18 protein-coding genes and 2 pseudogenes are annotated in these 13857 nt (G+C 34.5%); 16 read left to right on the plus strand and 4 right to left on the minus strand.

What is annotated here, in order from left to right; all coding sequences use genetic code 11:
• The 8 genes and pseudogenes from ACFX4W_RS00910 (at position 1) to ACFX4W_RS00945 (ending at position 6767) form a co-directional block, all read left to right on the plus strand.
• Positions 1-276, plus strand: coding sequence for a hypothetical protein (locus tag ACFX4W_RS00910; protein WP_050691675.1), 276 nt, complete (start codon positions 1-3; stop codon positions 274-276).
• Positions 269-1369: pseudogene (locus tag ACFX4W_RS00915) on the plus strand (ArdC-like ssDNA-binding domain-containing protein); the annotation flags it as partial. The gene ACFX4W_RS00910 and the pseudogene ACFX4W_RS00915, both read left to right, overlap by 8 nt.
• A 303-nt stretch (positions 1370-1672) precedes the next feature.
• Entirely contained in the window at positions 1673-2707 is a 1035-nt protein-coding gene (locus tag ACFX4W_RS00920; protein ID WP_377559014.1) for a hypothetical protein, read from the plus strand.
• A gap of 78 nt (positions 2708-2785) precedes the next feature.
• Positions 2786-3781, plus strand: a pseudogene (locus tag ACFX4W_RS00925) (toprim domain-containing protein).
• A complete protein-coding gene (locus tag ACFX4W_RS00930; RefSeq protein WP_377559016.1) occupies positions 3774-4412 on the plus strand; it encodes a restriction endonuclease in 639 nt (212 codons plus the stop codon). The pseudogene ACFX4W_RS00925 and the gene ACFX4W_RS00930 overlap by 8 nt, the downstream one beginning before the upstream one ends.
• 51 nt (positions 4413-4463) lie before the next feature.
• Complete coding sequence (locus tag ACFX4W_RS00935; protein WP_377559018.1) at positions 4464-5291, plus strand: hypothetical protein; 828 nt, start codon at positions 4464-4466, stop codon at positions 5289-5291.
• A 198-nt stretch (positions 5292-5489) separates the two neighbouring features.
• Positions 5490-6050 (plus strand): L,D-transpeptidase, encoded by a 561-nt coding sequence (locus ACFX4W_RS00940; protein WP_377559020.1) that lies wholly within the window; start codon positions 5490-5492, stop codon positions 6048-6050.
• 393 nt (positions 6051-6443) lie between these two features.
• Positions 6444-6767 carry a hypothetical protein gene (locus ACFX4W_RS00945; RefSeq protein ID WP_377559022.1) on the plus strand — a complete coding sequence of 108 codons (324 nt, stop codon included), beginning with the start codon at positions 6444-6446 and terminating at the stop codon, positions 6765-6767.
• Positions 6768-6877: 110 nt separating this feature from the next.
• Here the strand turns inward: ACFX4W_RS00945 and ACFX4W_RS00950 are convergent, their stop codons facing one another.
• Both ACFX4W_RS00950 and ACFX4W_RS00955 read right to left on the minus strand, forming a co-directional pair.
• Positions 6878-7174: an HU family DNA-binding protein gene (locus tag ACFX4W_RS00950; RefSeq protein ID WP_370511592.1), complete on the minus strand. Its 297-nt coding sequence runs from the start codon at positions 7172-7174 to the stop codon at positions 6878-6880.
• 150 nt (positions 7175-7324) lie between these two features.
• Entirely contained in the window at positions 7325-7537 is a 213-nt protein-coding gene (locus tag ACFX4W_RS00955) for an alpha/beta-type small acid-soluble spore protein (protein ID WP_034656103.1), read from the minus strand.
• Between the two features lie 483 nt (positions 7538-8020).
• Between ACFX4W_RS00955 and ACFX4W_RS00960 the strand changes: the two genes are divergently transcribed.
• The 8 genes from ACFX4W_RS00960 to ACFX4W_RS00995 all read left to right on the plus strand — a co-directional run bounded on the left by ACFX4W_RS00960 (position 8021) and on the right by ACFX4W_RS00995 (position 12938).
• Complete coding sequence (locus ACFX4W_RS00960; RefSeq protein ID WP_377559024.1) at positions 8021-8218, plus strand: hypothetical protein; 198 nt, start codon at positions 8021-8023, stop codon at positions 8216-8218.
• Between the two features lie 128 nt (positions 8219-8346).
• On the plus strand, positions 8347-8778 hold the full coding sequence (locus tag ACFX4W_RS00965) for a hypothetical protein (RefSeq protein ID WP_377559026.1): 432 nt from the start codon (positions 8347-8349) through the stop codon (positions 8776-8778).
• A 26-nt stretch (positions 8779-8804) separates the two neighbouring features.
• Entirely contained in the window at positions 8805-9200 is a 396-nt protein-coding gene (locus tag ACFX4W_RS00970) for a hypothetical protein (protein WP_377559028.1), read from the plus strand.
• 21 nt (positions 9201-9221) lie between these two features.
• Complete coding sequence (locus tag ACFX4W_RS00975) at positions 9222-10067, plus strand: STAS domain-containing protein (protein ID WP_377559030.1); 846 nt, start codon at positions 9222-9224, stop codon at positions 10065-10067.
• Positions 10068-10341: 274 nt separating this feature from the next.
• Positions 10342-10812 carry a hypothetical protein gene (locus ACFX4W_RS00980; RefSeq protein ID WP_377559032.1) on the plus strand — a complete coding sequence of 157 codons (471 nt, stop codon included), beginning with the start codon at positions 10342-10344 and terminating at the stop codon, positions 10810-10812.
• Positions 10813-11194: 382 nt separating this feature from the next.
• Positions 11195-11506 (plus strand): hypothetical protein, encoded by a 312-nt coding sequence (locus ACFX4W_RS00985; protein WP_251034448.1) that lies wholly within the window; start codon positions 11195-11197, stop codon positions 11504-11506.
• A gap of 249 nt (positions 11507-11755) precedes the next feature.
• Entirely contained in the window at positions 11756-12127 is a 372-nt protein-coding gene (locus ACFX4W_RS00990) for a hypothetical protein (protein WP_377559034.1), read from the plus strand.
• A 580-nt stretch (positions 12128-12707) separates the two neighbouring features.
• Positions 12708-12938, plus strand: a complete 231-nt coding sequence (locus tag ACFX4W_RS00995) for a hypothetical protein (protein ID WP_377559036.1) — start codon at positions 12708-12710, stop codon at positions 12936-12938.
• A 187-nt stretch (positions 12939-13125) separates the two neighbouring features.
• Here ACFX4W_RS00995 and ACFX4W_RS01000 read toward each other — a convergent pair whose 3' ends face one another.
• A complete protein-coding gene (locus tag ACFX4W_RS01000; protein WP_215055458.1) occupies positions 13126-13308 on the minus strand; it encodes a hypothetical protein in 183 nt (60 codons plus the stop codon).
• A 139-nt stretch (positions 13309-13447) separates the two neighbouring features.
• Complete coding sequence (locus tag ACFX4W_RS01005; protein ID WP_377559039.1) at positions 13448-13588, minus strand: FbpB family small basic protein; 141 nt, start codon at positions 13586-13588, stop codon at positions 13448-13450.
• Between the last annotated feature and the right edge of the window lie 269 nt (positions 13589-13857).

The following is a 13857-nucleotide window of genomic DNA, read 5'->3' on the forward strand; positions in this document are numbered from 1 at the left end:
ATGTTATTTCAAAAAGATGTGGTGTTGGTATCGATTAAATGGATTGGCGAAAGGAGTGCCATTGTACGGTATCGTGATCAAGAAGAGGAAGTGTTTTTTACACCAGAAGAAGCGAAAGAGTTTCATCAATATATTAGTCAGGGAGGTGATATGTTGGTCCCGATGAATATCAAAACGAAGAAGCTCTTTGTCGAAGTAGATGAACCTTGGGATGAACAAGAATTAGAGGAGTTAAAAGAAATCTCGTATCAAAAGGAGAACGAGAACCATGAGTAAAGGATATGTGAAAAAATTAGCCGAAGAGAAGCGAAAAGAAATAGAAGCACTCACCAAGGATATGGACAAACGTGTCGAACAGCATTTTCATTCACCAGAAGACTTAAAAGAGTATCTCTCTTTCATGGGCAAGTTCCATCAGTATTCTTTATCAAACACTCAACTGATTCAGCAACAATTCATGGGGGCGCAAGCTGTTGGATCATTTGCTTTCTGGAAAGAAAAAGGATTCTCTGTCAATAAAGGAGAGAAAGGAATTCAAATTGTGGTCCCAAACAAAACTGTTCCTAAGTTTCAAGATGAAAAAGGAAAATGGAAATCAATTAATAAGGCAACTCCTCAAGAAAAGAAATTAATCCAAGAAGGGAAAAAAGATGTCACACCGAGCCGATTGTATTTTTCAGTCGGCCATGTTTTTGATGTGGTCCAGACGAACGTAAAAGCGAGTGATTTACCTTCCATCTTCCCGAATCGTTGGCTAGAAGGAAACGTGGAAGATTACAAAACACTTTATAAAGGGATGGAAGCTATCGCAGAAAAGAACGGCATTGCCATTATTTCACCCAAAGAGGAATTAGGGAGCGCCAAGGGTGCGAGCTATACGCTAACAAAAGAAGTAGCCCTCAACCCTCGAAACTCTGAAAAACAAAATGTGAAGAGCCTGTTGCACGAATTGACCCATGCCAAGCTTCATACAAAAGAAACACATATGAACTATACGGCGGCAGAAAAAGAGTTTCAAGCTGAAATGACAGCTTATACCGTTTCGTCTTACTTTGGAATCGACACGAGCTCGTACTCCCTCGATTATCTGTCGAACTGGACGAAGGGGAAAACCTTTGAAGATAAAACTAACCTGTTAAAAGAAGTACATGAAACATCAGCTGAGTTTATTGGAACAATTGAAGATACCTTAGTGAAAGAAAGAGAAAAAAATCGGTCTCTTGAAAGAGAGGCAGATGACCAAGAACCTCTTTCTCCTCAAAATGTGTATAAAAAATTGAAGGAAGGATATGAGGCTTATAGAGAAAAACAGCAGAATGAATCTTTGGATGACGTAAAGAGTGTGTTCGAACGCGTAAGAGCCGAGGAAACCTATTATTCAACCCAGGTCAAAGCCATTAAAAATGGGTGGATGACGAAAGAAGAAGTGATAAAGCTTGAGCATCAACTGGATTCTGTGACGAAGAAAAATGAACAGGGAGTCATAGATGGTCAAATTCAAGAACAGCCTCTTACTTTTCAAACACGTCATGAAGTAGGGCATCAGCCGTATTTTCAAAAGCGAACAGGTACCGTCAAAAAGAAAAAAGAAGAACAAGAACTCGAAAGGTAAGGGAGCATAAAAAGCTCTCTTTTTTTATGCCTAACTACTATTTAAATGGGGGAAGTAATGATGAAAAAAGTGACATCTCTTTCAAATGACAAATTTAACACCCTTATTGCGGATAAACGAGCCTTAAAAACGTTCATGAAATATCCACAGAATGAAAAAATTGAGGCAGGATGGGCAAATATCAGTGGTGAACAGCTGCTAGAGATTCCTTCTGGAGTCATCTACCTCACGCAGTCCGCATTAGGCGAAAGAAAACCGCAGGTTTTATTGGTATCGACAGACGAAAATGGACAAAAACAAGCGTATGAAAGTGACACAACACTTGAGTTTTTAAAGAGTCATGATGTCAGTCCTGTGTTGCCACAAGATCGGGACCAACAGCTACAAGTGAGTTATCGAAATTTGTTAGAAGCACACGACCAAGAACAGCCTCAACAGGTAGATAGTATGTTGGCCCGTGTGAATGCCGAAAAAGACTATGTACAGTTAAAAGGGCTGGCGTTGAAAGAAGGCACGTTTACAAGAGAACAAGTGGATGCGATGGAGTCTCGTGTATCCGTTCATTACTACGATCAAAAACAAGCGAAGGAACAAGGAGACTACCAGGAGGATTACAAACAAGAGCTTCTTCAAGAATTGGAAAAGCCACGTGATGAATCACAGTATAAAGCAGCCTATAAACAACAGTTGCTTTCACAGTTAGGGATCACCCAAGAAAAAACAATAGACAAAGAACCATCCAAGCAAGATGAGCAGGAAAAACAAGCAGCTGTTCAACCACAAGCGAAAGAAGAAACACCACAGGAGAAAGAGCAGCGTTTGGCCAAGATGAGAGAATTTGAACAAAAACATTCGTTTGATAAGGTTTATAAGTTAAAAAAAGAAGTTCTGAGGGAATTAAAAGGGTTAGATTTGACGGATTCGCAACGTGAAACGTTAACCAAATTGGAAAAAGCCCTAGATACGGAGAAAAAGGATCATGACCAACAGAAAAAAGAAGAGAAATCAAAAAATGGCTTTGTGAAATTTTTTGCACGGAAGAATGGAGCACATTCTAAGACAAAACAACAAGATTCCCATGAAGTAGAACGTTAAAAAAAGCAAAAGATGGAATAACTAGAGAGGGATGAATCCCTCTCTTTTTTCATAGGGTGAAAAGGAGGAGGGAGTGAGATGGAAAAACGCCTTTATGTCCAAAAGGAGGAGTCTATGAAAGCCAGAGACGTCGATTTGTTGTCGTATTTGGAAGCCAAAGGCGAAACATTTATCAAAGAAGGGCAGTATTACCGCCATACCAAGCATGATAGTCTGCTGATTAAAGGGAACATGTACGCATGGAATAGCCGAAATGAGACAGGGTATGGAGCAATCAGTTTCGCTCAAATGTATTATGGGATGTCGTTCCCACAAGCTGTCTTAGATATTAATAAAGGCGACTATAAAGAAGCTTCTCATTCTCATGAGCAACCGTCAGTTTCAACGTCAAAAGAGCCTTTTCGCTATCCAAAAGAGCTAGAGGTAAAAGACACAAGTAAGGCAAAAGACTATCTTATGAGGGAAAGAAACATTGATCCTCGGTTAGTCCATTGGCTCTTCCAAAAAAACTTAATCGCCCAAGATAAACGCAACAATGTGGTGTTTAAATGGCGTGAACAGGGAGGCAAAGGAAAAGTCATTGGTGCAGATCGCCAAGGAACGATGAAGATGAAGAATAAGCGTGGTTCCTTTAAACAAGTCCTGCCCAATAACAACCCTCATACGGGGTTTTCCGTTGATGTAGGAATGCCAACGAGCATTCATTTTTTTGAAAGTCCGATTGATCTACTTTCTTATTAGAGTATACAAAGAAAGGAATTGCAGAATACACGCCTTATTAGTATGAATGGGTTAAAACCGAAAACCGTTGCGCAGTCGTATCTTACAGCTCGGCGTGAAGGACTTCCCATTAAGGAATTGATTTTAGCTGTGGATCATGACCAAGGAGGAAAGGGATTTATCAAGAAAATGAAACAAATCGTCAATGCCGATCTCCTTAAAGAGAAACTACCGTCTACAGGTAAGGATTGGAACGATGAGTTGAAAAAAGGGGCGAAAGAAAAGCCGTTTTCCAAATACTTTTCTCCTTCGCGAACCAAACCCAACGAACAGGAGCGTTCCATGAATGGATAATTTTATCATCAGCATCGGATGTTTTCTTGTTTTTGTTCTTATATGTAAAAGCTTTCTTTTTCTTTATCAAGTTCTTCGAACACGTAAACAGCAGAAGGCCTTATTAAAAGCTGATATGCCGTATATTGATAAAATGGATGGGCGGCAATTTGAAATTTATCTACAAGTTCTTTTTCGACATTTAGGCTATCATTCAGAAGTAACAAAGCAGTCTGGAGACTTTGGCGCTGATTTAGTTATGGAGAGAGATGAAAAAATTGTGGTTCAAGCCAAACGGTACGGCTACAAAAATAGAGTCAGTTTATCAGCTGTGCAAGAGGTATACGGGGCGAAAGCCTATTATCGAGCAAACCAAGCATGGGTGGTGACTAATAGTTATTTCACCAAACAAGCCAAAGAGTTGGCAACTGCATGTGATGTAAAGTTGGTTGATCGTGAGGATCTGCAAGAGCTCATTTGTGCTATTAATCCCACGTTCGAAGCAAAAAAAATCTATGAAAATATCACACCAGAAGCACACAAGTGTCCAACGTGTGGTAAGCAATTAGTAGTGAGACAAGGAAAAGGAGGTCGCTTTTTTGGCTGTTCGTCTTTCCCTTCTTGTCGTCATACAGAAAAAATAAATAAGTGAGAACAGACCTTACAGTTGAAGGTCTGTTTTTTTGTTAAAGGAGCCGATGTTATGAGTTCATATACCATTTATAAAACATTATGTGATGTGATCGATCAAGCTTATTCCTTGGAGAGTTATCCTGACAATAAATTCAAGAATTTTTTTATCGATATTAAAGTGAAAGAGATGAAATCCATTCATGGACGATATTATCCGCACAATAGAAAGATTGAAGTTTTTAACCTTTCAAGACCAAATGGGCATACCATTGCTACGACGCTTCATGAAGTGTCCCATCATATAGACCATTGTTTACGCAAAAAAAGTGATCACTCAAAGACTTTTTATGAGATTTTTCATCAGTTACTTGTAACAGCTATTGGAATGGGGGTTATGTCAAAACAAGATATCTTAACAGAACGTGATAGTACAGATAAGAAATGGTTAGAAAAACATTTTGGTGACATCGATGAATGGGATATTTCAACTTTAGATTATAAGCAAGATTCTTGCTTTATCAAAGTATATCAATCATTTGCAATGAAGGATAAATTGAAAAATCGAGGCTATAAATATAGCTCCTTAGAGCAAGCATGGGTGAAGGAAATGAGTGCTTCTGAAGCAGAAGAGGAAAAATTGACTGTAGCTCAATGGATTGATGAAAAGAATATCCAAATGGAACAGGCCAATACAATTAAAATCGAGTCTTATTATTATTTGTGTGTTTCCAATTGTTACGATCATAAAGCCTATTTAAAAGAAAACGGCTTTATGTGGAATGGATATGGAATGAAAAAGGCTTGGGTCAAAAAAATACCTTCCCAATCTTTAAAATTAGAAGAAGCAAAACTTCTTAAGCTGCCTAATATTAAAGTGAAAGTAGCAGCAAAGAAATAACCCTTCTTCTAGATACTGAAATTTGCATCGAATGAGTAGTTTAGTTATACGCAAAACAAAAGTTAATTTCGTCAGAGAGCGTTTTTTAGCATGGAAAAGTCATCAAGTGTATAGATTTTTATTTATAAATGATTGTGACGAGAAAGCATCTTTCGAAAGATGCTTTTTTCCTTTTATATAAAAAAGAGGAGAGTTTTTATGAAGAACATTTTTATGAAATCAATGACCGTTCTTACATTACTAATGGTCGCATTATATGGAGTTAATGGAGGAAAAACAGAAGCAGCAAGCAAATCAGTGAATCAAGATTTAATTATCATTAATAAATACTATAATAAGCTTGCGTATTTTCACGATGGAAAGTTAGAAATGGTGGATCCCATTGCTACAGGTAAGACATGGGAGAAAACACCGGTTGGGTTCTTTAAAATCGTCAATAAAATTAAAAATCGTCCTTATTATACAGGACATATTCCTGGCGGAGATCCCCGAAACCCATTAGGGAAACGTTGGTTAGGGTTGAATGCCAATAACACATATGGCGATACGTATGGCATTCATGGCAATAGTAATGAAAACAGCATTGGAAAATATGTGAGCCAAGGTTGTGTGAGAATGCATAATGCTTCTGTTGAAAAGTTATATGATAAGGTTCAAGTAGGTACACCGGTTGCGATTACCTATTCGTATAAGAGTTTTGTAGAGTTGACGAGCGTGTACGGTTATGAGTTCAAAGGTTATGATTTAAAAGAAAAATAATCAAAAAGCAGTATTCTCATGCGCAAATAGCATGGGAATACTGCTTTTTATTTTGTCTCTTTACCATATACCCCTTATGATAGAAATAGATGAAAAATATGGTGAGAGGAGAGCATAATATGCGCGCAAAGATTGAAAAGGCTAAACATGTATGGATGTTTGAAGCTACGGGAGAGTTCTATGCTCATGAGGTGAGTCAAGACAGAGCAAAAAGAGGTTTTTTTCTCTGCCCCTCTTGTGAAGTAAAAGTACATTATAAGCATGATCATTTCTTTTCTCGTGAGCATAAACGAAATTGTACCTATGTGAAAGAACAATTCAAGAAAAATGTTACTAGGTAAAGGAAGATTCAGTGATTTTATAGGAGAATCGGGAGAAAAGGGGGAAATCTATATGAAGAACCATACTTATCAAAATGGTCGTCTCATTCAAACCAATAAAAAATTTTCAGCATTAAAGCAAAAGCAGAAAGAGTGGATTACAAATGAACTAAGAGACCGATATATTAAAATGATCAAGTATCCAAATGTCAAACTGCGTCCAAATAAACGAGATCAAATTCTAGATGAAGTATATGATCTCATCATGAAAAAAGAAATATGGATACCTTATGATGAAGTGGAAAAACATTACTACAGTAAAATTTCTTCTTTTGTTCGGGTTCACCGAAAACAGTTTGGAAATCAGATTGAAGATGGATCGGCTCAAACAGAATAAGGTCATTAAATCATGAAAAAGGTGTACGTTTGTACACCTTTTGATCTTTTATAAATTAAATAAACTAAAATTTTTAGAAGTGTTTTCTGGATACTTATGGTAAAAACTCTTTATTTAACAGCTTCTTTTAATTCTTTTCCTACTTTAAAACCTGGAACCTTAGTTGCTGGAATCGTTATTTCTTCCCCTGTTTGAGGGTTACGACCTGTACGCTCTGCACGTTCACGTACTTCAAATGTGCCAAATCCTACTAGTTGAACTTTTTCACCTTTGGCAAGGGTCGTAGTAATGGTTTCAAATAACGCTTCTACAGCTTTTTTTGCCTCTTGTTTTGTTAATTCTGACTTTGAAGCAACTGCCTCAATCAATTCAGCTTTTTTCATAGATAATACCTCATCTTTTCGTATATAGAATATGTAGATTAAAAATATAGCATATGTTTTGTGAAAAGGCCAAACATAAGTTCTTTTCTAAGTGTAGAAAAATGTTTTACAACAAGAAAAGGAGAAATGGGAACCCATTTCTCCTTTAGTATACGTTCAGTTAGAAGGATCTTATTATCGGATGTTTTTGCCACCAAGTTGTTGTTCCGCCATTTGCACAAGACGTTTTGTAATCTCTCCACCTACAGATCCATTTGCACGGGCCGTTGTATCAGGACCAAGATTGACACCAAACTCACTAGCGATTTCATATTTCATTTGGTCAATTGCTTGTTGAGCACCATATACTAATAGTTCATTTGTATTGCTATTTTTATTGTTTGCCATTGTATGCAACTCCTTTACATTTTATAAAGTTAAAATGTGTAAAAGAAGGATAGTTTATTCATAAGATGAGAAATTAATTTTAAAAAGCAGTTCAGTTCATAAAAATCATGAATTTTATCCTTTGTGCTTGTTGATGACAAATGATTATTTTTCCTTTTCTATTTCCTTACTATTTAAATCATAAATTGTTTTAATGATAAAATCATCTTCGAACATTTAAATGCTCCCAATCCTTTTATAAATACTACAGAAGTTTATTAAAGAAAGTTATTCTTAATGAAAAATGTTGATGATTATTCTTAATATTAAATGATAAAATTCAAAATGTTATCATTCCATATGAGTAAAAATCCTAGCATTTCCCAAAACTATAGGCTGAGCTTTTTACCTCTGTGTTTAGTACATGGTTACTGTCCATCTGAATTAAAGGGTTTTTTCTTTCAAGTGTCGAACGTAGCAAGTTATCGGGAAGGGGCTGTAAATATGAATCTAAAAGATCAATTTTATGAAAATGAAAAAAGAATAGCAATTACTAGAAAATTAATGGAGAATGCTAGGGAAAGGAATAAGTTATCTTCGGAATTAGAGAAAGAATTGGAGAATTTAGAACTTCAAAGAAGAATGAGGCAATTAGAAATGGAAAGTAAGTTACTAAAACAGCAAGAAAAAGAATTAGGGTAATTACTATAGAGTATCCATTGGGGGTGCTTTTTTTATTGATATATCGTCTGAAAATCGGGGAAGAACAATCATTCATTGCAAATTTGTGCACTTCTAATAGCTCTATAAAATTAAAGGAGGTATTTTTTATGGATAGTGCTTTTTGGTTTTTTGTGATTGGTATTTTAGCAGCTTTCTTGCTTTTTGGTTATCAACTTGTAATCTCTAAAAAAATTGATTTACCTAAAGGATGGCCAGCTTTTAGTGCAGTTTTTGGTGGTATGGCCTTTATGCTTCTGGTTTACCATGAACAGGGAGGAACAAAATTTTATTCTATGTTCGGTGACAATAGTCAAGCAAACCTTGTTATAGCAGTACTTTGGTTTTTTGTTTTTTATCCAATACTTTCACTTTTTGTATATTTTCTTTCTTATTCAATCATACGATTTTTCTTATTCATGTTTGCTAATGGAAAAACTATAGGGGAATCAAAAATATTAGATTATTTTGTAGGACCAATTATTTTTATTGTTGTGGATGGGGTTTTTTATCTAGATTACTTTATCAGGAGCACACCTTAATGAAAAAAGAGCAGAAGGATGTTTAAATGCCAAACTATGTTATTATATCTCTTGTCGTAACCTTAGCAATTATTATTGTGTTTCAAGGAATTAGTAAGATGAATAAAAAATTAGAAAGGGACTATATTGCGAAGAGTCCAGAAAAAATTATAGAGTATATAAAGAGAAATGAAGAGCTTTTAGAAAGAACAAGTAAATTAAATAAGCAAATGCTTAATTTTTTAACCTTCACCATTATTGCAGTAATTGCTGTATTTATTTTCGTTCCGGTATTTACACCTATATTTTTCATAGCATCTTTATTCGCATTTACCCTACTAATTTTAAATATTATCTTGAGAAGTAGCTTAGAGGATAGGTTGAAAATTTTTAAGAATTTATCTTTAGAAATTAAAAATAAAAATAGCAATCTAAACGGTTAAAAGAACAGGAGTTAATGTGAAATGGATAATTTACACTTTCTGGGAGAGAAAATCTTAGAAAAAAAATATGAAATTGCACATATGGTACACACGAATAGAATGACTGACCTTAAAGAGGTAAAAGACGTCAATGTCACAAAAGAAGAAATTATTGAATTGAGAGCAAACTTCATCAGTTATTTTGGGCAGGCTCTCATGGAAAAAATCGATCAAAAAACAATTTTTGATCAAATAGTGAAATGGGCAAAAGAGTCAGGAGAATTTGCATCAAATCTAGGTATTTCTCTGAGTGAGGCTTTAGAAGATACGACCTATTACCGAAAATTCATATGGGAAGTCCTTAAAGAAGAAATAAGAGATCATAATATACCTACAGACACAATATTTGAATTAATCACTATCATTGATCCTTTATTAGATAAAGCTGTTTATGTTTTTAGTTTGACGTATGTAAATATTCATCAAGAAACACTAAAAAAAGCAAAGAGTGCTTTCCTTGAATTATCTGTACCGGTGGTTCCAATCACCAAAGGTATTGCTATACTACCACTCATTGGAGAGGTAGATCCAGAAAGAGCAACACTTTTACTAGAGGAAACATTAAAGAAGGCAAATGAACTAAAATTATCACATTTGCTATTTGACCTCTCCGGCGTGATGATTGTAGATACCATGGTTGCCCATCAAATTTTTAAAATTGTAGACGCATTAGGTCTTCTTGGGGTAAAAACAATATTAATTGGTATCCGGCCTGAAGTTGCCCAGACGATGATTCAACTAGGAATTGATTTTAGCACAATAACGATAAAAGCAAATCTAGAGCAAGCACTTCTTGATTTAAATTTAACTATAGATACTTTAGAATAAAAGTTCGTATCCAATTTGGATGAATAAAATGCAAATGAATTTCATATACATCTTTAGTTGGCATAATCACCGTTATTGGTAATCATATATTCATTCTGTAATAATTAGTTTTTTTATGTTTATTTTTCAACTCAAAGGGTAAAGTAATAGACTGGATTGTAATTCTAGAAGAAACATGTCTTTATTTGTTAAAGATTTTTTTTCTTCTTTCATCAGAAAAAAAACCTAATAGCCATAGTTAGGATATACATGGATATTATAGGAGAATCCTTAAATGATACTTATTAAAAATCAGGAAGAAGTAATCCGAGAAGCAAAATATCAACTACATATCACTATGGATGACTATCAAACAAAAATTATCTCTATTTTTGATAAGCAGCATATTCCTATGAGTAAACAAATTGGTTTAATGATTCTTCTGTCAGACATAAAAGAGCAGGCTGTATTGATTGGAAAACAGGCTGCAATTAAAGGGAAATCAGAATACGAAGGACAGAATCAATTAATTACAGAAGTTGTAGATGAAGTTCCCTACCAATACAGTGAAAAAACGGTAACTGATTTAGAAAATAATATACAAATAATCAAGAAGAAGATTGAAGATATGGCAAGAGAGTGCGAATTAGATTCTGAACTAGTTAACCTAAAAGCCCTTTTGCTTAACCTAAAGGTAACTAGTTATATAAATGGACATTATGAAATATATGTAAAAGATAATGCTTTATCTAGCAAAAGATCCTAGTATGCTGAGATCGTTTTATTTGATAAAATGATTAAAATTTTATATTTGGATTAAACTATCCAAGATGCAATAGAGCGTCGCCTAACGACTACCATTCAACGAACAGAAAAATACTGCCTCTTTTAACTGGGAAGAGGCAGTATTTTTCTGTTTTTACACCATATATCATATGCATTTTTAGTTATCATACTATCTCTTATAGGCAGTAATAAGCTCGTGAAATTGAAAAAATATAAGCATCGCAATAGAGTTGAGCTCTATGTAAGTGACGTAATTAGAACTGTCAAAATTACAGTAAAAGAGATGTAAATAAAATATATGTTTAAAGGGTAAAGATAAAAAGTGCCTTATTAAAATTATATTTTTGAGGAGGTATTTACAATTGAGTAGTACATCTAGATTCAAAATGCAGATTTACAGTCCTCAATGGGGGGATAAGGACCTTTATCATTTTAAAAAAACAAAAAGAGGATGGGAATTTGAAAACTATAGATGTAAAGGTGAAGTAGATAAAGGGGGTAATCCATTATTTTATAAAGCACTTGTTACTGAATCTCTTTCATATCCTAATCACTTAGAGGAATATCTCTCCATTGTTTGGGGGAAAGTTGAAGTTTTAAATAAAGAACAAGTTCAGAATATTTTTGATGAAATATCTAAATGGATATCGGCTAACAAAAATGACCTCAATTAATCCATTATAATTCTGAAAAACTGTGTACAGTCATGGGAATATTAACGGTTGGATCTGAATCGACATACTGGACACGTTAAACAGAGGGAAATACAAAAAAGGTTTCGGTTTAACACTTAATATATATAGTTTTATAGAGAACGGAATATTTATAAAAAGTCAAATGGACCTCCAAAATGGAACATAATCTAGCTTACTAGATGGTGCAACTTGCTATAATGATAGTACTGAGAACAAGGGGGATCGTACATGAAAGAAAGGATAAAAGAAATCATTATAGAGTTACTTACACAGAGGAATGATAAGGTTTCATTTGCTGAGATCGAACGTATATTGGAACGAAAAGGTATAAGTTATCAAGGGGGTTACAGTATTCATATGCCAAGTAATAAAAACGTAAAGCTGTGGGTAGGGATGTCTGAATATTTTTGTAAGGCAGTCGTAGAGTTAATGTTTGAGGATCGTACGATTATCCCTCGGAATGTTCCAAGTACATTATATATATTTGATGGTAAGATACCAGACTATCCAGTGGCTGAAAATCTACATCATATGTATGAAACGGAAAGATGGTTTCCTATAGCATTTTCGCTTGGAAACCTGTACGAGGAGGAAATTTAATCAAAAAAGGAAGCCTTACGCTGATAGGGGAACAAAACTCTCTTTTGTTGTAAACAAATGATGAGTAGGCTTACAATATGACTAAAGAAATGCTTTAAGGAAAGCTTAAAATCCGAGAAACAAGAACAGGTACAAGGAGAGATTTTTTGAACATTACTAATGATAGTTGATACATTAAGGATCATCAGTTAGAAGAACTCACGTACTTATTTTCTGAAGAAGTTAGAGAAAGCAATTGATGTATTTATATTTTAAAAGATGATGACGGTTTTCAGGATGTCTCTTTACATATCGATGTTAAGGAACATTTTTACTCTAAAATTCAGCGAACGATAGAGGGATCATATAGTGAGGCCATTTGTTTATATCCAGAGAACATTATCTTTTTAATAGAAGAGCGCTTACTTCAGCATTCTTCTGATTGGAATGAGTTTTATGCGAATATTGCTTTTTTGCTTTCCCATGAATTAAAACATTTTCAACAGTCTTATTTTTTAGAAGATCGTATCTTTATCATGCTTCAAGATTATAACCTGGATTATGTGATCGAATTACTAAGTGGACAAATAGGTTGTGTGGCTTGCATTGGTCAGAGCAAGATGCCTATACTTATTCTCTTCAGTTTGTTACAAAGCACAAGGAAGCCATTATAAAGATATTTCAATTAGAAGGTTGGCTCTTTTTCTTTGGATGTCATATTGAGATTAACTATGAGAAGGAGTGGAAGAGATATAAGCGTGAATTAACCTTTGTAGATCAAGTAATCTGGACCATCAAAGATTTATTTTGGAAACGAAACATGTTGATTTAAAGTAAATAGCGATTAATGGAATCTCATCATAAAACATACATAGATAGACGGAACTGAATTAGATAAAAAGAGAGTAAACCATCTTTTTTATTTGTTTGCTCTGAGAGAAAGTATTGATCATAGATAGGGGGTTCTGAGGTGAAAGTGTTAAAATGTTGAAAAAGCACCCCTGAACGGGTGCTGTGAATTAAAGTAGTTCATCGTTCTGATTTTTTAGGAACTTGCTTTCTAACTCTAATTGCTTCATTCGTCGTTGTAATCCTACATTCTCTAAATCTTGTTCTAACTCAGAAGATAAATCAGTTTGTTCTTTAGCATTCTCCATTAATTCTCTAGTAGTTGCCAACCTCTTTTGTTCTTTTGAGTTCATATTAACAGCCCCTCTCCTGTGACTTTCTAGGTTCGATATAGCAGGTGGGAAATCCTGCAAAAAACACATTTACCTAGGAATGAAACGGCACTACAATACAAAAAAACATCCATTTACATAGGATGTTTTTATTCTACTCTTATTTCGTTTTCATCTTTATAGCCTGCTCCTGGCGAGCTTCAATTTTTTCTTCAATCTTTTCCATGACCTGTTTATCTTCTAGTATTTTATGTCTGTTTTCATTGATTAGGTTTTGAAAAGAGGGTTTTAACTTTCTCATAATGGCACTTCTTTCTTACTGTTTAGTTTAGTCCGTAGACAAGTATGATTATAACGGTTAAATCAAAAAAAGCAATTATTTGCTATCAATATCCTTATGTGTTATACTACAATTAACTTGTTTTTGTTCGGTGTAAGATTGAGAGAAGAAAAAACCTTAAACAGAAGTTTTTATCTTGAAATAGTATGATTGGGCAAGAAAGGTAATACATTTGTGGAGTATTCCACAGCAGGAGGCAACATTATGACACAAGGTACAGTAAAATGGTT

It is taken from the genome of Priestia sp. YIM B13489, assembly GCF_042787645.1.
Lineage (GTDB): Bacteria > Bacillota > Bacilli > Bacillales > Bacillaceae_H > Priestia > Priestia megaterium.